This window comes from Candidatus Arsenophonus phytopathogenicus (genome assembly GCF_056113345.1).
In genome coordinates this window covers 693,446-716,260 of the sequence record NZ_JBUIOB010000017.1, presented here as the reverse complement: position 1 = coordinate 716,260, position 22,815 = coordinate 693,446, and the positions used below count along the sequence as shown (strand labels likewise).

Here is a 22,815-nt window from a genome sequence, read left to right as displayed (position 1 = left end):
TTGGAATGAAAACCGATGTGTGGAATTGTTGGTGCAGTAGCACAACACGATATAGCTGAAATTCTTATTGAAGGGCTTCGTCGATTGGAGTACCGGGGTTATGACTCTGCCGGTTTAGCCGTGGTTGATGATAAAACCAATCTGACACGATTACGTGAAACGGGTAAAGTTCAGATCCTGGCAGATGAAGTGGAAAAACATGCTGTAATTGGTGGCACAGGTATTGCGCATACTCGTTGGGCGACGCATGGTCAGCCAAGCAAAAAAAATGCCCATCCGCATACATCTGAATATATTGCGGTCGTTCATAATGGGATTATTGAAAATTATCAACAACTACGTGAACAACTTAAAAAGCAAAAATATGTTTTTACTTCAGAAACTGACACCGAAGTTATAGCTCATTTAACACATTGGGAATTACAAAAAGGTGGTACCTTGCTAGAAGTGGTACAGCGTGTTATCCCCCAATTAAAAGGCGCTTATGGTACCGTTATTATGGATAGCCGCACTCCTGGATTGCTAGTGGCTGCGCGTTCGGGTAGCCCATTAATTATAGGTTTAGGTGTTGGTGAAAATTTTCTAGCATCCGATCAATTAGCGCTTGTGCCGGTTACACGTCGCTTTATCTATTTAGAGGAAGGTGATATTGCTGAAGTGACTCGTCGGACAGTGCGTATTTTTGATCAACAAGGCTCAGAAGTTGAAAGAGAACAAATAGAATCCAATATTCAGTATGATGCTGGTGAAAAAGGAATTTATCGCCACTATATGCAAAAAGAGATCTATGGGCAGCCCTTAGCAATAAAAAATACCCTCGAAGGGCGCTTTGATCAGCATGATAGTGTTATTTTTAGCGAATTAGATAAAAAAGGCCAAAATCTATTATCTCAGGTTGAACATATTCAAATTGTTGCTTGTGGGACTTCATATAATGCCGGAATGGTTGCCCGTTACTGGCTTGAATCTTTAGCAGGTATACCCTGTGATGTAGAAATTGCTTCTGAATTCCGTTATCGCAAACCAGCAAGGCGTAAAAATAGCTTATTGATCACCCTTTCTCAATCGGGTGAAACAGCGGATACCTTAGCGGCATTAAGATTATCGAAACAGCTTGGTTATCTGGCATCGTTGGCGATATGTAATGTTTTAGGCTCATCTTTAGTCCGTGAATCAGATTTTGCATTAATGACAAAAGCTGGCGCAGAAATTGGCGTAGCATCCACCAAAGCGTTTACTACCCAATTGACGGTTTTATTATTATTAGTTGCTTATCTGATCCGCTTGCAGGATAAAAACATTACTCTTGAGAGAGACATTGTTCAGGCATTACATGCCTTACCTGCTCGTATTGACAGTATGTTATCGCAAGAAAAAATGATTGAAGATTTAGCAGAGGATTTTTCTAATAAAAATCATGCTCTTTTTCTTGGCCGTGGTGATCAATTTCCGATAGCGGTTGAAGGTGCATTAAAGCTAAAAGAGATTTCTTATATTCATGCCGAAGCTTATGCAGCGGGTGAGTTGAAGCATGGCCCATTAGCACTGATTGATGCCGATATGCCAGTAATTATTATTGCGCCAAATAATGAATTACTCGAAAAGCTAAAATCCAATATTGAAGAAGTCCGTGCTCGTGGCGGCTTACTTTATGTTTTTGCTGATAAAGATGCGGGTTTTATTGACAGTGAAAATATGAAAATTATTCCATTACCACATGTTGAAGAGCTAATTGCCCCAATTTTTTATACCATTCCACTGCAATTATTATCTTATCATGTTGCGCTAATAAAAGGCACGGATGTTGATCAACCAAGAAATTTAGCTAAATCTGTGACCGTCGAGTGAGTTCGGTATAAAGAGTGATATTTAGGCTATTGTCAATAAATTATTGTATATAATAGACTAAGATAGCTTTTTTATTTTTACCTTTTATTACATATTTCTTTAATAATATTAAAGAATAGCAAGCAAAAAATTTATTATTCAGTTAAGTTATTTTGATAATTGATTACCTGAAAAATAAATATTTTAATATTTAATAAATTGATTAATATAATACCATCAATTAAACAATACTCACAGCTTATCAAGCCCTAACTGTAAACAAAATAAGGAATTAAGGATGCTATTGCAATTAAAGGGGATAAAGTGGTTTATTACTTCGTTATTTTGCTTGTTTTTAGTTGTTGGTTGTAATAATAAAAAAATAGCTGATGAGCAAAAGACCACGATTAAACAAGATATACCAGTACGTGGTGTATGGTTAACGACCGTATCTCGGCTTGATTGGCCTTCTCTTTCTTCAGTTAACCTTGATTCAGAAAAGCTCAGAATTGAAGTACAGAAAAAAGAGTTAACGGATAAACTGGATAATTTGGTGAAGCTAGGCATTAACACCATTTTTTTTCAGGTAAAACCAGATGGTACTGCGCTTTATCATTCTCATATTCTCCCTTGGTCTGACGTGCTTACCGGTGTCGTCGGTAAAGACCCAGGTTATGATCCGTTGGCGTTTATTATTACTGAGGCGCATAAAAGAAATATAAAAATACATGCTTGGCTAAATCCCTACCGGGTTTCAATGGATACGCAACCAGAAACCATTGTTTCACTGCAAAAGACACTTAATTCTCCGCCTGCTAGCGTTTATGTTTTACATAAAGATTGGATACGAACTGCCTACGACCGTTTTGTACTTGATCCAGGCTTACCAGAAGTTCGTAATTGGATCACCAGTATTGTTGCTGAATTAGTTAAAAACTATGATATTGATGGCATACAGTTTGATGATTATTTCTATTATGAAACTCCTTCCTTCAAACTCAATGATGAGGCAACGTTTCAACGATACGGTCAGGGATTTTTAGATAAAGCCAGTTGGAGAAGAAATAGTACCTTGTTGTTAATTCGAGAGGTTTCTTCAACAATCCGTTCGTTAAAACCCACTATTGAATTTGGCATCAGTCCAGGCGGTGTATGGCGAAATATTTCAGATGATCCACGAGGATCGGATACTAAAGCTGGTGGGCCTACTTATGACAGAGCCTATGCTGATACCCGATTATGGGTAAAAGAAGGTTTATTAGATTATATAGCCCCGCAAATTTACTGGCCTTTTGCCCGCGAAATTGTCAAATATGATGTGATCGTAAAATGGTGGTCTGATGTGGTGAGATCGACTAACACTAAATTGTATATTGGGATGGCATTATATAAAGTTGGAGTGCCATCTCAAGCAGAGCCTGATTGGTCTCTTGACGGCGGTGTCCCGGAGCTAAAAAGACAACTCGATCTTAATGATGAATTACCTGAAATAAAAGGTGAGATCCTATTTAGAGAGGGGCTTCTTCAGTCTCCGCAAACGGCAGAGGCAGTAAAATATCTTAAATCCCGTTGGAATAGATCAGCGCAGTAAAGTTATTGACCGTTATTTTAAGTAAAACACCCTTAATACTGGGTGTTTTGTTTTATCAGTTATAAATAGATTTTTATTTATTAAATAATCAGTGTTAAAAAATGGCATAAATGATTTCAATTTGCGATTATTGTTTATAAATGGCGACGACTTTACTTAGCAACAACATTCAGATTGGATATAACAAAAATGAAAAATGTCGGATTTATTGGTTGGCGAGGTATGGTTGGTTCTGTACTGCTGCAACGAATGGTGGAAGAAGGTGATTTTAATAATATCAATCCTGTTTTTTTTACTACCTCTCAACATGGTGAATTAACACCAAAATATGGTCAACATCAATCAACACTGCTAGATGCTTTTGATCTTGATGGATTAAAGGAATTAGAGGTAATAATTAGCTGTCAGGGTGGAGACTATACCGATAAAATTTACCCTAAACTGCGTGCGACTGGTTGGTCAGGTTACTGGATAGATGCCGCCTCTTCGTTACGGATGAAAGAGGATAGCATTATTATTCTTGATCCCGTTAATCGTCAATATATTGATCAGGGTTTAAATGAAGGGATAAAAACCTTTGTTGGTGGCAATTGCACGGTCAGTTTGATGCTAATGGCTTTAGCTGGCTTATTTGCTGAGAACTTGATTGAGTGGGTTTCGGTCGCAACCTATCAGGCGGCTTCTGGCGCAGGTGCGCGTAATATGCGTGAATTATTAGTGCAAATGGGTGAGTTACATGCACAGGTTGCTAATGAACTGCAAAATCCCGCGGCGGCGATTTTATCGATTGAGAAAAAAGTAACTGACTTCACCCGTAGTGCAAAGATGAGCACAGAAGCCTTTGGTGCGCCATTGGCCGGTAGTTTGATCCCCTGGATAGATAAACAATTGCCCAATGGTCAAAGTCGTGAGGAATGGAAAGGGCAGGCTGAAACTAATAAAATTTTAAATACCGCTAGTCATGTTCCTGTCGATGGTTTATGTGTTCGTATCGGTGCATTACGCTGCCATAGCCAGGCATTTACCCTAAAATTGCAAAAAAATGTTGCGATTGAGGATGTTGAGCAAATTTTGTCCACACATAATGATTGGGTTCGCGTTATTTCTAATGAGCGTGAATTAACTATTCAAGAGTTAACGCCTGCGGCAGTAACAGGCACCTTAAATGTTCCGGTTGGACGCTTGCGTAAATTAAATATGGGGCCAGAATATTTATCCGCTTTTACGATTGGTGATCAGCTATTATGGGGAGCGGCAGAGCCTTTACGCCGTATGTTAAAAATATTATAAAAAATATTAGATAGTTATCTATAATAAAAAGCCCCAATTTAGATATGGGGCTTTTGTTTTGCCATTTGAAATTAAATGTCTATATTTTCTGCTTTTAATGCGTTTTCTTCAATAAAAGCTCTACGTGGTTCAACCGCATCACCCATTAGTGTGGTAAACAGTTGGTCAGTTGCGATGGCATCTTTAACGGTAACACGCATCATACGGCGGGTATCTGGGTTCATCGTTGTTTCCCATAATTGCTCAGGGTTCATTTCGCCTAATCCTTTATAGCGTTGTACCATCAAGCCACGGTGTGATTCTTTTGATAACCAGTTCAATGCATCTTCAAAGGAAGAAATAGTCTGGCGACGCTCCCCTCTTTCCACATACGCACCATCCTCAATCAGCTCTCCTATTAGCTGACCAATTTTAGTTATGCGTGTATATTCGATACCATGAATGAAATCGAAATCTAGATTGTAATCAGTATCAACGCCATGGATTCTTATACGTAAAACCGGTTCAAATAATTGGCGTTCACTATTTTCATTAATATGATAGCTATAAGTACTACCATGTTCTTCATTATCGGTTAGGCGCTTAACTAGCATGTTGATCCAATTTTCTATCTTAGATTTATCTTTCAAGTCATCTTCTAGCAAGGTAGGCTGATAAATAAGATTATTTAATAAAGCTAATGGATAGACACGCTCTAAACGTTTGATAATTTTTTGAGCAGCGTTATATTCAATGATTAACTTCTCCAATGGCTCACCTTTCAATGCCGGGGCATGAGGGCTAGTATAGAGCGAGGAGTTGTCTAATGCGATTGAAATCAAATATTCGTTCATCGCCTCATCATCTTTAATATATTGTTCTTGCTTACCTTTTTTCACTTTATATAAAGGTGGCTGAGCAATATAGACATGGCCTCTCTCGATAATTTCTGGCATCTGACGATAGAAAAAAGTTAATAACAATGTCCGTATATGGGAGCCGTCGACATCGGCATCGGTCATGATAATAATGCTATGATAACGTAATTTATCAGGATCATATTCATCACGGCCAATACCACAACCTAAAGCAGTTATTAAGGTGGCGACTTCCTGTGAGGAGAGCATTTTGTCGAAACGCGCTTTTTCAACATTAAGAATTTTACCTTTTAACGGTAAAATTGCCTGATTTTTTCGGTTACGCCCCTGTTTGGCAGAGCCGCCTGCGGAATCACCCTCCACTAAATAAAGTTCTGATAAAGCCGGATCACGCTCCTGGCAGTCTGCTAATTTACCGGGTAATCCTGCCAAATCAAGGGCTCCTTTACGGCGCGTCATTTCGCGCACTTTACGGGCAGCCTCGCGGGCACGGGCGGCATCAATGATTTTGCTAACAACGATTTTGGCGTCATTAGGATTTTCTAATAGATATTCGACCAGTTTCTCATGCATTAACGTTTCAACAACGGTTTTTACTTCGGAAGAAACTAGTTTATCTTTTGTTTGTGACGAAAATTTTGGATCGGGAACTTTAACAGAAACGACAGCAATTAAACCTTCACGGGCATCATCACCAGTGGCACTAACTTTGGATTTTTTCTGATAACCTTCTTTATCCATGTAACTGTTCAGTGTACGTGTCATGGCGGTACGGAAACCAACCAGATGGGTTCCTCCATCACGTTGAGGAATATTGTTGGTGAAACAATAAACATTTTCTTGGAAACCGTCATTCCATTGCATGGATATTTCTACATTAATACCCTCTTTTTCCGCCGAAAAATAGAAAACACTTGGATGGATTGGGGTTTTATTCCGACTTAAGTATTCTACAAAAGCTTTAATTCCACCTTCATAATGAAAATGATCTTCTTTATTATCACGTTTATCGATTAAACGAATGGATATACCTGAATTAAGAAAGAGAGCTCCCGTAGCCGTTTTGCCAAAATATCGTATTCAAATTCAGTAACGGTTTTAAATGTGTCCAAACTTGGCCAGAAACGGATATAGGTTCCCCGCTCATCAGTTTCTCCGGCAATCGTTAAAGGTGCTTGTGGAACACCTAATTGGTAAGTCTGTTCATGGACTTTTCCCTCGCGACGGATAGCTAACTCTAATTTTTCTGATAAGGCATTAACAACAGAAACACCGACCCCATGTAAGCCACCAGAAACTTTATAGGAATTATCGTCAAATTTGCCGCCAGCATGAAGAACGGTCATGATGACTTCTGCGGCAGATACACCTTCTTCTTCATGAATATCGGTTGGAATACCACGTCCATTATCGAGAACAGAGATGGAGTTATCGGTATGTATGGTTACAATAATATCGCTACAATACCCTGCCAAGGCTTCGTCGATAGCGTTGTCGACAACCTCGAAGACCATGTGATGAAGGCCTGTACCATCGTCGGTATCACCGATATACATGCCTGGGCGCTTACGCACCGCGTCTAGCCCTTTTAATACCTTGATACTTGAGGAGTCATATGTATTCGACATCAACGTTTCTCGCTAATTTCTGATCCTATGGTTGAACTTCTATTTTGCCATGTTTTATGCAAAACATCCTGCTATTTCCATCTAACATATCTTTAACTTGCGCGATGGTAATCGCGCTAACAAAGACCTGAGCTTGCGTCGCTTTAAGCCGCTCGGCTAATAATTGACGGCGATCCTTATCTAACTCAGAAGCAAAATCGTCTAACAGATATAAGCATCGTTGCCCACTCTGTCGGGTGAAATATTCACCTTGCGCTAATTTTAATGCGCACATTAATAATTTTAACTGCCCGCGCGATAGGATATCTTCAACGGCAATTCCTTCTACGCGGATCCGTAAGTCAGCTTTGTGTGGCCCTAATGCGGTATAGGTAAGCATTCGGTCACGTTCAAATTGCCTTACTAGTATATCTGAATAATCGGTTTCTTTATCCCATCCCCACTGAAATGAGATGCTAAGTGAAAATTCAGGTAAGAACTGTTTACAGGTGTTTTCAATATCTTTCGTAATTCCTGCAATATAGCTGGCTCGCCATTCACTTATTTTATGGGCCAGAGGGATCAGTTCATAATCCCAATGACGTAGCTCATTATAACTTGTTACTTGGCGTAATGCTGCATTACGTTGCTTTAATAGCCGTTTTAAATCAGACCAGGCAGCAAAAAACTGAGGTTCATTGTGGAAACATCCCCAATCAAGAAAAGCTCGACGATATTTAGGGCCACCATTTAATAAGGTAAAACCTTCAGGAGTTATTAGTTGCATTGGTAATAATTTAGCTAATTCAGCAATTTTATGCCCATCATTGCCATCAATGCGAACTTTACTTTCACCGTTACGATCTTTACTTAATCCCAAAGTCAGTTCACGTGATTCTGGCTCTATAGGAACAAGACGACCATGTAAAACAAAATTATGTTGTTGATGACGAATGACATGTGCTGCTTGAATGCTACGAAAAGCCCTACCATGTCCTAATGTATAGATCGCTTCAAGAATACTTGTTTTTCCGCTGCCATTTGGCCCAATTAAAAAATTAAAACCGGTTGCTAATGGTAGATCCGCACTTTCTATATTACGAAAGTCGCGGATAAGTAAACGCGAAAGCATCATAGAATTTAGATATTACAGACGCATTGGCATAACAACATAAGCTGCCGCATTACTAGCTACATCTTCGATTTGTACGCTTGAATTTGAATCAGTCAACAACAAATTAACCTGTTCACATTTTAGTGTATTTAAAACATCGAGGATATAACTGACGTTAAAACCAATTTCTATCATCGAGCTTTGATAATTAACATCAACAATTTCTTCTGATTCTTCCTGTTCTGGATTGTTTGCGGTAATTTTAAGTTGATTTTCGTTGATATAGAGGCGTACACCGCGAAATTTTTCATTTGATAAAATCGCAGCTCGTGAAAATGCTTGTTTAAGTTTATTACAATCCGCGGTCAATGTTTTATCTGGATTTTTGGGTAGAACACGTCGGTAATCAGGAAAACGACCATCCACTAGTTTTGAGGTGAAAATAAAATCACCAACATGAGCTCGGATATTATTACTACCAATCTGTAACTTAAGTGACTCGTCGCTACTATCCAGTAATCGCATAAATTCTACTACCCCTTTGCGAGGAACAATCACTGAATGAGTTGGTAAATTCTCATCAATATTAATATTGAGTGAACAGACCGCTAAACGATGGCCATCGGTAGCGACAGTGCGTAATTCTTTACCTTCAGTTTCAAATAGCATGCCATTAAGATAATAGCGTACATCTTGGTGTGCCATTGAAAACTGGGTAGCTTCAATTAGACGTTTTAACGTCGTTTGAGGGAGTTCAAATTCGACTTCACTTTGCCAATCGTCTAGGTTTGGAAAATCAGCGGCAGGCAGAGTCGAAAGCGAAAAACGGCTACGACCGGAACGCACCAGTAGACGCTCTCCTTCAAGAGTAACTTTGATTTCTGAGCCATCGGGTAACCCACGCCAGATATCGAAAAATTTACGGGCGGGTACCGTGATTGAACCATCTTCACCTGGTTGTGTTAGTGTCACTTTTGCGACTATTTCTACTTCTAGATCGGTACCTGTTAATGAAAGTGTTTTTTCACTGACTTGCAGTAATAAATTACTTAAAATAGGTAATGTAGGCCGCCCACTAAGTGGACCACTAACTTGTTGTAGTGGTTTGAGTAATTGTTCACGTTCAATAGTAAATTTCATAGCATTAGGATGATAATGTTCTGATTAAGTTAGAAAAATCCTCTTTGATGTCGTGACTTTCCTCCCGTAACTGCTCGATTTTTCGACAAGCATGGAGTACGGTTGTATGATCTCGTCCACCAAAGGCATCGCCAATTTCGGGCAAACTATGGTTTGTAAGCTCTTTTGCTAATGCCATTGCCATTTGCCTCGGGCGCGCCACAGAACGGGAACGGCGCTTGGATAACAAGTCAGCAACTTTAATTTTATAATATTCAGCAACGGTTTTTTGAATATTATCAATAGTGACCAGTTTTTCTTGTAATGCGAGTAGATCGCGTAATGCTTCACGAACAAAATCAATTGTAATTGCGCGACCGGTAAAGTTAGCATTGGCTATAACCCGATTCAACGCCCCTTCCAGCTCTCTAACATTTGAACGTAAGCGTTTGGCAATAAAGAAAGCGACTTCATCAGGTAGTTGCATCTGATTTTCGTCCGCTTTTTTCATCAAAATAGCAACACGGGTTTCCAATTCTGGTGGTTCAATCGCAACCGTCAATCCCCAACCAAAACGAGATTTTAGTCGATCTTCAACTCCATTAATTTCTTTAGGATAGCGATCTGAGGTCAGAATGATTTGCTGGTTACCTTCGAGTAACGCATTAAAGGTATGAAAAAATTCTTCTTGAGAGCGCTCTTTATTAGCAAAAAACTGAATGTCATCAATTAATAATGCGTCTACCGAGCGATAATAACGTTTAAAATCTTCAATCGCATTATTTTGTAACGCTTTTACCATATCTTGGACAAAACGCTCAGAATGCATATAAACCACTTTTGCATTCGCTTTGTGCGCCATGATGTTATTACCTACAGCATGAAGCAGGTGAGTTTTACCTAATCCTGTACCACCATAAAGAAAAAGGGGGTTATAAGCTCCGCCAGGATTGTCTGCTACTTGGCTGGCAGCGGCACGAGCAAGTTGGTTTGATTTACCTTCGACAAAGTTATTAAATGTATGCTTAGGGTTCACATTTGAACGATAGGCGATTTCAGGTTGAACTTGTGTTTTATCCCAACTAGGGCGTACTGTTGAATTTATTTGCGTCGAAATAGTTTTATTTGCTACGGTATGCGTTGAGGTACCGCTTACGGTTATTTGCGGTTTATTACCCACTTCAAATTTCAATGCAGGCACATCAGAACCACAAAAATCACTCAATAATTCATTAATATTATTGATGTATCTATCTCTTACCCAATCTAATACAAAACGGTTAGGTGCATAGAGTGCTAATGTATTATCACTCAATTCTGCCTGGAGAGGGCGTATCCACATACTGAATTCTGTGGCAGGTAACTCATCCTGCAATCGGGCAAGACATTGCTGCCAAAGTGAAAATGACACGACGGACTCCCCTAAAACAAGACCAATGGAAAATTATTAAATTTAATAGGTAATAAAAATTGTTAATACCCCAGAAAAGATTTACCGAAAATTTGCGTGATAAACTAAATCAGTTTGTACAAGCTATGATCTCAGTACACTATAATAGATCATAGCGCAAAATTTGAATAAGATCCTCTCTCTTTTACACAGCTTTAGCACTTTTTATCCACAGGATTAAATTTAGGATCAAGATGTATAAAATGAATAAGGAAGTAAAAAGAATACTAGCACATATATTAGATATATATAACACCTAGTAACAGATAACTTTAGATCAAACTAGACGATTAGTCTCTATTTTGAGCCAAATAATTTTTTGATCTTTTAATGATCCTTGAGATTTCCATGAGAATCCGTATAATTTTGCACTTTGTGTGTGATATCATCATTTTTCCAGTTTTCTGGCAGTGCTTGGTAAGAAAGAAAAGTAGGGTATTCGTTTAAGTTTTATCGTAACTAATGGTGGAGAAAAGCGTTGAATTTTTCTCCCGCATTGCGTAATGCTAGATATTTTATTACAATCCTGCTTCTTTGCTATATTGGTGTTGTTACGATTGGATATATCAGTATTGTTTGTTCCACTGGCCACTGGTCACCCACGAATTTACTGAATCAATAATAACTATTTTGTTAAGTTAGGTAGAAACCGCTATGAAACGCACTTTTCAACCGTCCGTACTAAAACGTAACCGTTCTCACGGTTTCCGTGCTCGTATGGCGACTAAAAATGGTCGTCAGGTTTTGGCTCGTCGTCGTGCTAAAGGCCGCGCTCGTCTGACCGTTTCTTCAAAGTAATAACCCTATCTAAGTGGTTATGCTTGCTTTTCCTAGGGAGTTAAGATTATTAACTCCCAGGCATTTTGATTATGTCTTTCAGCAGCCACAACGGGCGAGTTCTCCAGAAATCACCATTCTTGGACGCCTCAATGAGCTGGGATACCCGCGGATCGGTCTTACTATCGCAAAAAAAAATGTTAAACGGGCACATGAACGCAATCGAATTAAACGATTAATGAGAGAATATTTTCGTTTACATCAGCATGAGTTGCCTTCGATGGATTTTGTGATATTAGTAAGAAAGGGGATTGCTGATTTGAATAATCAAGAAATCACCGAAACATTAGGCAAATTATGGCGTCGTCACTGTCGTTTGGCTCGCGGTTCTTAATCTCGATAATAAGAGGTTATCAATTGATAGTAAGTCCATTGTTAGGGCCGCGCTGCCGTTTCAACCCTAGCTGTTCCCAATATGGGATCGAAGCACTATATCGATTTGGATTGATAAAAGGTGGTTGGTTAATGATGAAACGCGTATTAAAATGCCATCCTTTACATAGAGGTGGCGACGATTCTGTTCCACCTAGACAGAATGACCATAATAGAGAACATTAACGATGGATTCGCAACGCAATCTTTTATTCATCGCTTTGCTATTTGTTTCGTTTTTAATTTGGCAGACATGGGAAAGTGATAAAACACAACCTATAAAGACTGACCAAATTGTAAAACAAATGGATATGCCAAGTCATGATGACCAAGCTAATCTAGGTAATGAGCAAGCTAAATTTATCACAGTAAAAACTGATGTGCTTGAATTACGCATCAATACCCGTGGCGGCGATATTGATCAGGCTGAGCTGTTGCTTTACCCTAAGGAATTACATTCATCTGATCCGTTTCGTTTATTGGAAACCAGTAAAGATTTTATTTATCAATCACATAGCGGATTTATCGGTCAGGATGGTCCCGATAACCCTGGCTACAATAATGGATTGAGTCCTTTATATCTCTCAAATGCAACCAGTTATGTGTTGCAAGATGGCCAAGATGAACTGCGTGTTCCTCTTACCTTTACTGGTAAAGATGGAGTGGTGTATCAGAAAGTCTATCTATTAAAACGTGGTAAATATAATATTTCTGTTGAGTATAATATTGACAATAATAGTGCCAAACCATTGACGCTAGCTTTTTTTGGTCAGTTAAAACAGACTACAGAACTACCAAAAGAACGTGATACAGGAAGTAATAATTTTGCTTTACATACTTATCGTGGCGCAGCATATTCTTCCAATGAAACAAATTATAAAAAATGTAGTTTCAGTGATATTACTGATAATAGTTTAAACGTTAATACTAAAGGTGGTTGGGTTGCAATGTTGCAGCAATATTTTGCTACAGCATGGATCCCTGGCTATCAGAACCAAAACGTTTTTTATACAATCGATTTAGATAATGCCATTGCTATTATTGGCTATAAAAGTTCGCCGATAACAGTTGCGGCTAATAGTAAAGGAAATTACACCTCAACCTTGTGGGTAGGTCCTGAATTACAATCGGAAATGGCAGCAGTTGCACCACATTTAGATTTAACTGTCGACTATGGTTGGTTGTGGTTTATTTCTCAACCGTTATTTAAATTATTGAAATTTATTCATGGTTTTATCGGTAACTGGGGCTTTTCCATCATTGTTATTACTTTTATTGTGCGCGGGATTATGTATCCATTAACTAAAGCACAATATACTTCAATGGCAAAAATGCGTCTATTGCAGCCCAAACTTGCGGCGATGAAAGAACGGATTGGTGATGATAAGCAACGTATGAGCCAAGAAATAATGGCTCTCTATAAAGCAGAAAAAGTCAATCCGTTAGGTGGTTGTCTGCCTTTATTGATTCAGATGCCTATTTTCCTAGCTTTATATTATATGTTGATGGGTTCTGTCGAGCTGCGCCATGCTCCCTTTATTGGTTGGATCCAAGATCTATCAGCTCAGGATCCATACTATATTCTACCGTTGTTAATGGGTTTGACGATGTATATTATTCAGAAAATGTCGCCAACGACAGTAACTGATCCTATGCAACAGAAGATTATGACCTATATGCCGGTTATTTTTACGGTATTTTTTTTGTGGTTTCCTTCTGGTTTGGTTTTATACTATATCGTTAGTAACCTGGTGACGATTATCCAGCAACAAATTATTTATCGTGGATTAGAAAAGCGTGGCCTACATAGTCGCGATAAAAAATAAGTTTTGGCATTTTGTTATTTGCAATTAAAGAAATAACAAAATAGAAAATGTATTAAGGCGGTCATTAGACCGCCTTAATCATATTTATGGTAAGAATTGAGAGTAAAATGAGTATATATACCAATGATACAATTATTGCGCAGGCAACCCCTCCTGGACGTGGTGGTGTTGGTATTTTGCGAATATCAGGGCCAAAAGTTGTTGAAATTGCCCGCATTGTTTTAGGTAAAATACCTCGACCTCGCTATGCGGATTACCTGCCTTTCTATGATAACAATGGCAAAGTGTTAGATCAAGGAATTGCACTCTATTTTCCTGCCCCCAACTCATTTACTGGTGAAGATGTTCTTGAATTGCAAGGACATGGTGGGCCTATCATTATTGATTTATTACTTAAGCGGGTTTTAGCTATTAATGAGATCCGGATTGCTAATCCAGGTGAATTTTCTGAGCGCGCCTTTCTTAATGACAAAATGGATTTAGCTCAGGCGGAAGCTATTGCTGATCTAATCGATGCTAGTACTGAGCAGGCTGCTCGTTCAGCGGTAAATTCGTTACAGGGTGTTTTCTCACAGCAGATTTATGAAATGGTGGAAGCGCTTACTAACTTGCGTATTTACGTTGAAGCTGCAATTGATTTTCCAGATGAAGAAATTGATTTTTTATCTGATGGTAAGATAGAAACAAAATTGAATCAGGTAATAGCCCATTTGGATAGTGTGCGTTTACAAGCTTATCAAGGTAGCTTATTACGAGAAGGCATGAAGGTTGTGATTGCAGGACGACCGAATGCAGGTAAATCTAGCTTATTAAACGCTCTATCTGGCCGTGAAACGGCGATTGTAACGGATATTGCTGGCACAACCAGAGATGTATTACGTGAACATATTCATATTGATGGTATGCCTCTGCATATTATTGACACGGCAGGCTTACGTGAAGCGACAGATGTAGTTGAGAGAATAGGTATTGAGCGAGCCTGGCAAGAAATAGAGCAAGCGGATCATATATTATTTATGGTGGATAGCACCACTACAGAAGCAACTGAACCTGAGCAGATTTGGCCGGAATTTATGGCGCGATTGCCGAAATCTTTACCTATTACGGTGATTAGAAATAAAGTCGATATTACTAATGAACCAGTTGCAATAACAAAAGTTAGTAATTACTTACTTATTAGCCTATCAGCCTATCGCAAAGAAGGTATTGATTTATTGCGTCAACATTTGAAAGAAAGTATTGGATTTAATCATCATATAGAAGGCGGATTCTTAGCCAGACGCCGTCATATTCAAGCACTTAATATTGCTGCAGAGCATTTACAGCAAGGTTATCAACAGTTAGTGGTTGCTCACTCTGGTGAGTTATTAGCAGAAGAACTTCGTTTGGCTCAACAGGCATTAAGTGAAATTACAGGGGAATTTAGCTCCGATGACTTATTAGGTCGTATTTTTTCCAGCTTCTGTATTGGAAAATAGCATGTAAACAAAAACAATCACTCCACATCAGCAGGCAGATCTATTTCAGGCAATGACTTGTTAAATTTTAAGCTACATTGATATCCTCTCGGCCTAAAGGTCGAGAGTTGTTACTGTCTCTGGATCACAAATTGTTCTTTAATTGGCTCTATTTTCGATTAAAATGTTTTACTTTAAGTCGTTTAATATTTCAACGGCTTTAAATATTATTAAATAACGCAAATTAACTGACCATTTTTTACTGTAATTTATCGGAATATGTTTATCTAACCTTGGCGTAAAGGAGATAATTTTCCCTATTGTTATATAGCACTGGGGTGAATGATTTAACTCTATTCATTAGCTTTTGGTATTTTTACTCATTCTATCAATATAAGCCATGCCAAAGGCAGATAAAACAAAAGCCAAATGGATAATTACACTCCACATTATTTTATTATCGGCTACTTTTTCAGCTTCCATAAACAGTCGTAAAAAATGAACCGAAGAAATAGCAACAATTGATGAGGCAACTTTATTTTTAATGGAATTGACATCCATTTTGCCCATCCAGCTTAATTTTTGATGTTTATCATCAACGGTCATTTTTAAAATAAAGTTTTCGTAACCTGAAAACATCACCATAACTAAAAGCCCACCAACCAGTGCAATATCAACCAGTGATAAAACCGTTAATATTAATCCTGATTCAGTGATAGTAAAAGTTCAGGAATGATATGAATTATCTGCTGATGGTAAATACGATTACCATATTCTCAATAATGGCAAACAATACCACGGAAAATATCGTTATCGCCTGGTGGAGCCAAATACTGGTGTAATTGACGCCCAAGAAGAGTTTGAAGGTCAAGCTACCCACTATACCATCACCTTACTATGTGAAAATGAACATAGTGGCGTCTACTTTTATCAACAAAGTAAAGGTATTGGAGGGCAGAGAGTTAATATTGGCCGCTATTATATTGATAAATAGTGTTATTGAGAGCACTTTTCGCTGAGCCTAAGTTAAAGTATGTTACTTATAACAAAGGCTAGTGAAAACTACAAACTCAACGCTGGTTGAAGTTTAGGTTATTGCTTAAATGTTAACGATTAACTTGCTAATAAGTAAATGCAGCCGTTAATCGTTGATTTTATTTTACTAATTCTCCTGATTTTTCTCGGTTTTTCTCAATAATAACTATCATTTTATTGCTCTTATAGGGGCATATGGTGACATATTGGCGGACGAAGGATCTGTTTCTTCCATCAGCTTGGACAATGCTTTATTAAGCGTTAAATTGGCCAGAATAGCGATCACTGTGCCTATGGTGATGCTGCTATGGAGGAACATTTGCATCATGCTAGGAAAACCTTCAAATAACTGTGGCACCATGATAGGCATCAGGCCAAGAGCTAATGTTAGTGCTACTACCATTTCGTTATTATTATGCCTATAGGTAATACTGCTGAGCGTGCGAATTCCTGATACGGCGACCATACCAAACATTATGACGCCGGCTCCTCCTAATATCGGTTTAGGAATTGCTACAACCAGTGCGGCCATTTTGGCAAACATCCCCATTAGAATGAGAAGCACTCCCGAAACGGGGACAACGAAGCGGTTACGCACACCGGTAAGACCAATCAGACCAACATTTTGAGCAAACGCAGCATAGGGAAAAAGATTAAACAGCCCTCCTACCATAGTTGCAATACCACAGGCGTTGAGACCGTTACGTAAAGTGGTAGCATCGGCCTTTTTGTCAACCATATCGCCAATAATCATCATTGATGACATGGTTTCTATCATCACGACCACAATAACCATAGATAGCAGTGCGACCGGGACAATGTGAAATTCGGGCTTAGCTAGCCACATAATTTGGGGAAAATTAACCCAGGGTGTTGAATTGACGAAATGAAAATCAAGCGGCAGAAAGCAACTCTAGATAACCGTATCACCTATTAAAGCAAGAAGCACAGCAATATTTTTGATCATTCCTGTCATAAAGTGATAGATATGAAGAATAATAATAAGTGTCAGAGCTGCCATGACAAGCGGTAGAATGCTCCCGCTATTGCCACTAATAATCCAATTGCCTGCAACGGGCATTAACGAAAGCCCAATCAATGTCACAATCGCACCCATGACAACTTTAGGGAAAAACGCACAAGATGGCATATCCAGGGTGCGATATCAGCGTGAATAATCCGGCGATAATTACGGCGCCGGAAATGCCGCTAATACCATACTGTTTACCGATTAGCATCATTGGAACCAGTGCGGCAAATGTGCAGCCTTGCACTAATGGTAAGCGACAGCCAATCTATGCCCCAAAACCGAAGGATTGGGCAATAGTTGCTATTCCGCAGATAAACAGATCAGTACTAATTAATAGAATAATTTGCTCTACGGGTAAGCCGACAGCATTACCGATAACTAATGGAACGGCGATTGCGCCTGCATACATCACTAAAACATGTTGTAGTCCGTAAAGTATCATTTGCCCAATGGGAAGTATTTCGTTAACTGGGGCTGATTGGTGTTTGGAAAGAACAGTTAATGTACGTGTTAGAACAGTATTTGGCATACAAACTGGTCTAAATTGCTCCAATCAGCATTTCAGCAAATATCAATATCCATCCATGCCAATATAAATAAAGAAGTAAAAATGTAGGTGCCATTCGTGAATCAAGTCACGTTTTGTTGTCGGCCGGGCCGGTAAATAGGAAGGTATCATTAAAAACGGATCAAATATGCTTATTTTATACTTGAGGCTAATTCTCATCTTGAGAATAAACGAAAAGCTGCTGATTACGGCTATTAGTTTTCAACTCTGCATTAAAATCACAATCGATATTACTTGCTATAGTGGCAAAGTTTACTTTTATCCGGCTTTTATTAGTCGAAAAGAGATATTTCCTGGTTTCACTGTGATACGTCATTCTCAAAGTGAGAATAATTTATGACAAGAAGATGGATAGTGCTAAACATGATAAAGGCAAATTTTTGAAGTGAATCGCAAAATTTTATGTTAGGCCTAAATTATTAAAGAGATTTGCCCAATTATTGCTTCCTGATTGGAACAGTATACCTGAACTTACTAGCTAGGAGAGCGAATGAATAAATTAATTATTGCTGATCCAAGTGAATGCATCGGTTGTCATGTTTGTGAAATTGCCTGTGTGGTTGCTCATAATCATCAACGTTGGCCACAGAGCACTCGTGAGTTTGTTCCGCGTATAAGGGCGAAAAACAGTATTGCAGTAACCTGCCGTCATTGCAATAACGCTCCTTGTATTACCAGTTGCCCGGTGGATGCATTGCGTTTTGTTAGCGCAACCGTTCAGCTTGATCAAACTCGCTGTATTGGTTGTAAAAGTTGTATTGTGGCCTGCCCGTTTGGCGCCATTGATATGGTGCCGGCAGTAGATTCAAATATCGCCCTGGCACAAAAATGTGATATGTGTCAGACAATTAATGCTGACCAACCAGCTTGTGTGACACATTGTCCCACGCAAGCGTTACGGATTGTTGATGAACAATCGTTGTTAACTTTGCGTCAAGAGAGACAACAAAGAACAGTAAATAGAAATTTTCGCCAGCTTGAAAAACAGCCACGACGTAAACAGATACTGAATAAGCCGCTGCGAAAAGGAGCGCAGAAAGTTTCTGCCCAGCAACGTATTCAACACTTTGCCGAAATTTATATTGGGCTTAATCAACAACAAGCTAGATATGAAAACAGCCGTTGCCTCTATTGTGCGCAAAAAGCATCCTGCAATTTAACATGCCCTTTGCATAACCATATACCGGATTTCATTCAGTTAGCCAGTGAAGGAAACATTATTGCAGCTGCTGAATTATGTCACCAGTCCAGTTCATTACCAGAAATATGTAGTCGCGTCTGTCCACAGGAGCGGTTATGTGAAGGTGCATGTACAATGAAACAACATGGGGGATCGGTCGCTATTGGAAATTTGGAGCGCTACATCACTGACACTGCACTGGCACAAGGCTGGCAACCAAATTTATCACAAGTAAGCCAGCGTTCAGAACGAGTGGCGATAATCGGTTCTGGACTAGCCGGGCTTGGTTGTGCTGATATACTTGCAAGATCGGGGGTTAAGGCTGATGTCTATGAGCGTCATCCCGAGATCGGTGGATTACTTACTTTTGGTATACCTCCTTTCAAACTTGATAAGCAGTTGTTAAGTTCTAGACGCGAGATTTTCAGTGCGATGGGTATTCAGTTTCATCTCAATTGCGAAATTGGTCAGGATATTGCTTTCTCTACGTTGGCTAATAATTATGACGCTATTTTCCTCGGCATTGGAACCTATGGTTTGATGAATATTGGATTGGAAAATGAGCATGCATCAGGCGTAATTCCGGCGCTAGATTTTTTGACTGCCAGCACGAGACGGGTAATGGGATTAGAAGATGATCCTCGCTATCCTTGGTGTGACTTAACAGGCAAAAATATCGTGGTATTAGGCGCTGGTGACACTGCAATGGATTGTCTGCGTACAGCAGTGCGTCTTAGCGCAGCCAGTGTAACTTGTGCTTATCGACGCGACGAAGCAAGTATGCCCGGTTCGAAAAAAGAAGTGATTAATGCACGAGAAGAAGGCGTTGAGTTTTTATTTAACGTTTCACCTTAGCAGATTATATTAAATGGATGAAGCTTTTCCTACTACTTGGAGTGAATTATTTCACGAGCTTAAAGAACATGACGAATTAACGAAAATTGAATCTTCTACGACGAGAGTAATTGAAATAGATTATTGGAATGGAAGTTCTACCTTAATACCGTATATCAGTGAAAAAATCCCTCTTTTAAATAAAGATAAAGAGTGTATTGGAATTTTATGGAATGCAAAAAAATACTTAATATAAATCCATTGATCTATCATGAAAAAAGCTGTCAATGTATTAAAAACTTATCAAGAAAGTAGTTTTTTTCCAAAAGAGAACTTGAAATAATATTTTTACTGCAACAAAGATTCGGTAGTAAAGAAATAGCAAAATATTTAAATCTCTCCCCTATAACAGTAAATCATAAATTACAGGTTATTTATCAAAAAATGGGTGTTAATTCGGCCAGACAACTTATTGAATACTGTAAAACATATTCCCTTGATAACTTTATACCTGAACGGTTTTTAACTCCAGGTGTTCTCTTTATAACAAAGTGAATTAATTATATGAATTTAATAGATAACTCTCCAACAAATCGTGTCCCCACTAATATACGTTTATCCTTTTGAGTGTTGTATTAGTTCATGCTGGTATGCTAACTGCCTTTATGCTAGGTGCATGCAGTATTAGGTAATTCAATGACTTTAGGTATTTTTATTAGTAGTATCATTTTTGGCATTATTACTTTTGGTTTAGTCTTTGCGGGAATGAAAGAAGGGTTGTCCAGTAGTCTTTTAGCTAGATGGTGTGGCTTTGGGCGCATTGGATCAATTTTGGTCAGTCTTACAATAGCCATTAGCTTGATTTGGGGTACAAAATGCAGTTTTTGCTAAAGGGCTTAATTATGCATTAGGTTATAAATTGGGTTTTGAATGGTCAGCAACGTTATCTGGTTTATTTTTGACGATCCTGGTTGCTTTTGGTTTTAAAGCGCTACGATTTAGGGCCTGGATTGCGGTCCCTTTTTTTGTCATCGTGATTCTATTTATTTCGGTAGGAATTCTTGAACATCATAATAGCATGGATTTGATTCAGTCAGTTCCTGGTGGTGAAACAATAATGCTGTCTTCTGCAATCACATTAATCATGGGAGGATGTATCATTGCCACGCTTATTACGCCAGATATGAGTCGATATTCAAAAAATAGCCGTCAGGTATTTTGGATGGTTATGGTATCAATTATTCTTGGCAAATTTGTCATTAATGGGCTGGCTATATTATTAGCCAGGGCATTAAATACGGTAGATGTCGTAACCATTATGACGCAAGCGGTTGGTGGTATTGGCTTGTTGGTGGTTATCTTCTCTACTTTACGTGTTAATGATATTAATCTTTATTCATCGTCATTAAGTATTGCCAATTCAATTTTAGTATTGACCGGCAAAAAAGTTAATTACACTATTATCACTTTAGCCATAGGTATCATTGGTACAACTCTTTCTGTTTTGGGTATTTTAGATAGATTTGTTGGTTTTTTAACCATCCTTGGTGTCGTCTTTCCGCCGATAGTTGGTGTTATGTTAACGGATTATTTTATTATAAAGACCCATCGAAATATTTTTCAGGAAACGCAACAACTAGAAAAAATTCCAGCCAATAAAGACACACCTTTAATTGGTTGGAATGCTGTTTGCGCCTGTATAATAGCCAGTATTATTGGCATAACCGTAGAAGTAGGCATACCAACGATTAATTCTCTACTGGCTGTTTGTATTATTTATCGTTTATTAAGTAATAATTAAGAGATAACTAACGGTGTAACAACGAAAAAATTATATTAATGGCGACCACTCTTGATGAGCTGGTCGATCCAGAAAGTAGTTTAAGTTGTTACTACTGCTAACTAATTTAGTATTCATCACTGCTTTTCAGCGACTTTGATAAATAATAGCGGGTATAGCAGTGAGCAAATTTTTCTAAATGGCCATATTCCTTATAGCCTAATTTTTGATAAAAATTAATGGCTTGAAATTCAAAAGTATCAACATAGGCCATATGACATTTTTTTTTATGGCTTCATCTTCTGCTTTTTTCATTAAATCTTTTCCAAAACCTTTTTTCCGATAGTTTTCTGCTATCCATAGATATTGGATATCTAAACCACCCCACCATGTTCTGGCAATCAAACTCCCAACAATATTATTATTATCCATTAAAATCACTCTTAGCGGATGCATATCTACCTTGGTAAAATTGGAATTATGTTTCCACAAACTAACTATCGATGATGGTATTTTCTTTATCGTTAAGTATAAGTTTCATATTCGTATGATCCTTGTTGTTTACTACCAAAAATGTATTTTTTAATTTAATTTTTGTGTCTACCAATTATCTATTTATGTTATAAAGTTTTTTTGTCATATTTTTAAAATTCATGTTGATTTTTATCTTTTTGTTATCGTGGTAATTTGCTGTCACTAAAATAACTGCTTCATCCTATTAACAGAAAATCATCTGATAATCAAGGTTAATTATTGACCTTTTTTATAACTTATAATTTGTTTACTGTAATTGACAAAAGAAGATATAACTAATTTGCTTTTACTAAAAGTTTAGCAATTTTTTATCTGAAAAATTTATAGTTAGTTTAAAGGCTTTTGCCAACACTAGGGTATATTTTTAATTAAATAAATAATGGAGGAAGTAGAAATATGGATATTAATTCTAATAATGTAAATTTAAGTTGCAAAAATTAAAACCAAGATAATTGTTTTTGACGATGAAAAAATATTAATAATAAAATCAAGGAATGTATAGATAAC

At 38.1% G+C, this 22,815-nt stretch carries 13 protein-coding genes and 7 pseudogenes; 13 read left to right on the top strand and 7 right to left on the bottom strand.

Features of this window, described 5'->3' with window-relative positions; translation table 11 throughout:
• The first annotated feature begins 15 nt into the window (after positions 1–15).
• The 3 genes from glmS (at position 16) to asd (ending at position 4,708) form a co-directional block, all read left to right on the top strand.
• On the top strand, positions 16–1,848 hold the full coding sequence (glmS, locus tag AC01GB_RS07115; RefSeq protein ID WP_474451230.1) for a glutamine--fructose-6-phosphate transaminase (isomerizing): 1,833 nt from the start codon (positions 16–18) through the stop codon (positions 1,846–1,848).
• Positions 1,849–2,125: 277 nt separating this feature from the next.
• Positions 2,126–3,418, top strand: coding sequence for a glycoside hydrolase family 10-like protein (locus tag AC01GB_RS07110; protein WP_474451229.1), 1,293 nt, complete (start codon positions 2,126–2,128; stop codon positions 3,416–3,418).
• A 189-nt stretch (positions 3,419–3,607) separates the two neighbouring features.
• Positions 3,608–4,708, top strand: coding sequence for an aspartate-semialdehyde dehydrogenase (gene asd / locus AC01GB_RS07105; protein WP_474451228.1), 1,101 nt, complete (start codon positions 3,608–3,610; stop codon positions 4,706–4,708).
• A gap of 71 nt (positions 4,709–4,779) precedes the next feature.
• Here the strand turns inward: asd and gyrB are convergent.
• The 4 genes and pseudogenes from gyrB to dnaA form a co-directional block, all read right to left on the bottom strand.
• Positions 4,780–7,193, bottom strand: a pseudogene (gene gyrB, locus AC01GB_RS07100) (DNA topoisomerase (ATP-hydrolyzing) subunit B).
• Between the two features lie 25 nt (positions 7,194–7,218).
• A complete protein-coding gene (gene recF / locus AC01GB_RS07095; RefSeq protein WP_474451227.1) occupies positions 7,219–8,307 on the bottom strand; it encodes a DNA replication/repair protein RecF in 1,089 nt (362 codons plus the stop codon).
• Between the two features lie 12 nt (positions 8,308–8,319).
• Entirely contained in the window at positions 8,320–9,426 is a 1,107-nt protein-coding gene (gene dnaN / locus AC01GB_RS07090) for a DNA polymerase III subunit beta (protein WP_474451225.1), read from the bottom strand.
• 4 nt (positions 9,427–9,430) lie between these two features.
• Positions 9,431–10,816, bottom strand: coding sequence for a chromosomal replication initiator protein DnaA (gene dnaA / locus AC01GB_RS07085; protein WP_474451224.1), 1,386 nt, complete (start codon positions 10,814–10,816; stop codon positions 9,431–9,433).
• 693 nt (positions 10,817–11,509) lie between these two features.
• Here dnaA and rpmH point away from each other — a divergent pair.
• From rpmH to mnmE, 5 genes are all read left to right on the top strand, one after another.
• Positions 11,510–11,653 (top strand): 50S ribosomal protein L34, encoded by a 144-nt coding sequence (gene rpmH / locus AC01GB_RS07080; protein ID WP_004906236.1) that lies wholly within the window; start codon positions 11,510–11,512, stop codon positions 11,651–11,653.
• A gap of 13 nt (positions 11,654–11,666) precedes the next feature.
• On the top strand, positions 11,667–12,026 hold the full coding sequence (gene rnpA, locus AC01GB_RS07075) for a ribonuclease P protein component (protein WP_474451222.1): 360 nt from the start codon (positions 11,667–11,669) through the stop codon (positions 12,024–12,026).
• Positions 11,990–12,250: a membrane protein insertion efficiency factor YidD gene (yidD, locus tag AC01GB_RS07070; protein WP_474451221.1), complete on the top strand. Its 261-nt coding sequence runs from the start codon at positions 11,990–11,992 to the stop codon at positions 12,248–12,250. The genes rnpA and yidD overlap by 37 nt, the downstream gene beginning before the upstream one ends.
• A 2-nt stretch (positions 12,251–12,252) precedes the next feature.
• Positions 12,253–13,890: a membrane protein insertase YidC gene (gene yidC, locus AC01GB_RS07065; protein ID WP_474451220.1), complete on the top strand. Its 1,638-nt coding sequence runs from the start codon at positions 12,253–12,255 to the stop codon at positions 13,888–13,890.
• A gap of 113 nt (positions 13,891–14,003) precedes the next feature.
• Positions 14,004–15,368, top strand: coding sequence for a tRNA uridine-5-carboxymethylaminomethyl(34) synthesis GTPase MnmE (mnmE, locus tag AC01GB_RS07060; protein ID WP_474452343.1), 1,365 nt, complete (start codon positions 14,004–14,006; stop codon positions 15,366–15,368).
• A 339-nt stretch (positions 15,369–15,707) separates the two neighbouring features.
• Here mnmE and AC01GB_RS07055 read toward each other — a convergent pair.
• Positions 15,708–16,105: pseudogene (locus AC01GB_RS07055) on the bottom strand (TIGR00645 family protein); the annotation flags it as partial.
• A 62-nt stretch (positions 16,106–16,167) separates the two neighbouring features.
• On the opposite strand from AC01GB_RS07055, the gene AC01GB_RS07050 reads away from it, so the two are divergent.
• Positions 16,168–16,341, top strand: a complete 174-nt coding sequence (locus tag AC01GB_RS07050; protein WP_474451218.1) for a hypothetical protein — start codon at positions 16,168–16,170, stop codon at positions 16,339–16,341.
• Between the two features lie 294 nt (positions 16,342–16,635).
• Here AC01GB_RS07050 and AC01GB_RS07045 read toward each other — a convergent pair.
• Positions 16,636–17,941, bottom strand: a pseudogene (locus tag AC01GB_RS07045) (nucleobase:cation symporter-2 family protein); the annotation flags it as partial.
• 529 nt (positions 17,942–18,470) lie between these two features.
• On the opposite strand from AC01GB_RS07045, the pseudogene AC01GB_RS07040 reads away from it, so the two are divergent.
• The 4 genes and pseudogenes from AC01GB_RS07040 to AC01GB_RS07025 form a co-directional block, all read left to right on the top strand.
• Positions 18,471–20,012 (top strand): annotated as a pseudogene (locus tag AC01GB_RS07040) (FAD-dependent oxidoreductase); the annotation flags it as partial.
• A gap of 16 nt (positions 20,013–20,028) precedes the next feature.
• Positions 20,029–20,250 carry a hypothetical protein gene (locus AC01GB_RS07035; protein WP_474451217.1) on the top strand — a complete coding sequence of 74 codons (222 nt, stop codon included), beginning with the start codon at positions 20,029–20,031 and terminating at the stop codon, positions 20,248–20,250.
• Between the two features lie 74 nt (positions 20,251–20,324).
• Positions 20,325–20,549, top strand: a pseudogene (locus tag AC01GB_RS07030) (helix-turn-helix transcriptional regulator); the annotation flags it as partial.
• Between the two features lie 9 nt (positions 20,550–20,558).
• Positions 20,559–21,795: pseudogene (locus AC01GB_RS07025) on the top strand (cytosine permease).
• Positions 21,796–21,901: 106 nt separating this feature from the next.
• Here AC01GB_RS07025 and AC01GB_RS07020 read toward each other — a convergent pair.
• Positions 21,902–22,296 (bottom strand): annotated as a pseudogene (locus tag AC01GB_RS07020) (GNAT family N-acetyltransferase).
• Between the last annotated feature and the right edge of the window lie 519 nt (positions 22,297–22,815).

Excerpts from the sequence above, each read along its gene's own strand:
- glmS (WP_474451230.1), top strand. The coding sequence starts at position 16 with ATGTGTGGAATTGTTGGTGCAGTAGCACAACACGATATAGCTGAAATT.
- AC01GB_RS07110 (WP_474451229.1), top strand. The coding sequence starts at position 2,126 with ATGCTATTGCAATTAAAGGGGATAAAGTGGTTTATTACTTCGTTATTT.
- asd (WP_474451228.1), top strand. The coding sequence starts at position 3,608 with ATGAAAAATGTCGGATTTATTGGTTGGCGAGGTATGGTTGGTTCTGTA.
- recF (WP_474451227.1), bottom strand. The coding sequence starts at position 8,307 with ATGATGCTTTCGCGTTTACTTATCCGCGACTTTCGTAATATAGAAAGT.
- dnaN (WP_474451225.1), bottom strand. The coding sequence starts at position 9,426 with ATGAAATTTACTATTGAACGTGAACAATTACTCAAACCACTACAACAA.
- rpmH (WP_004906236.1), top strand. The coding sequence starts at position 11,510 with ATGAAACGCACTTTTCAACCGTCCGTACTAAAACGTAACCGTTCTCAC.
- yidD (WP_474451221.1), top strand. The coding sequence starts at position 11,990 with ATGGCGTCGTCACTGTCGTTTGGCTCGCGGTTCTTAATCTCGATAATA.
- yidC (WP_474451220.1), top strand. The coding sequence starts at position 12,253 with ATGGATTCGCAACGCAATCTTTTATTCATCGCTTTGCTATTTGTTTCG.
- AC01GB_RS07035 (WP_474451217.1), top strand. The coding sequence starts at position 20,029 with ATGGATGAAGCTTTTCCTACTACTTGGAGTGAATTATTTCACGAGCTT.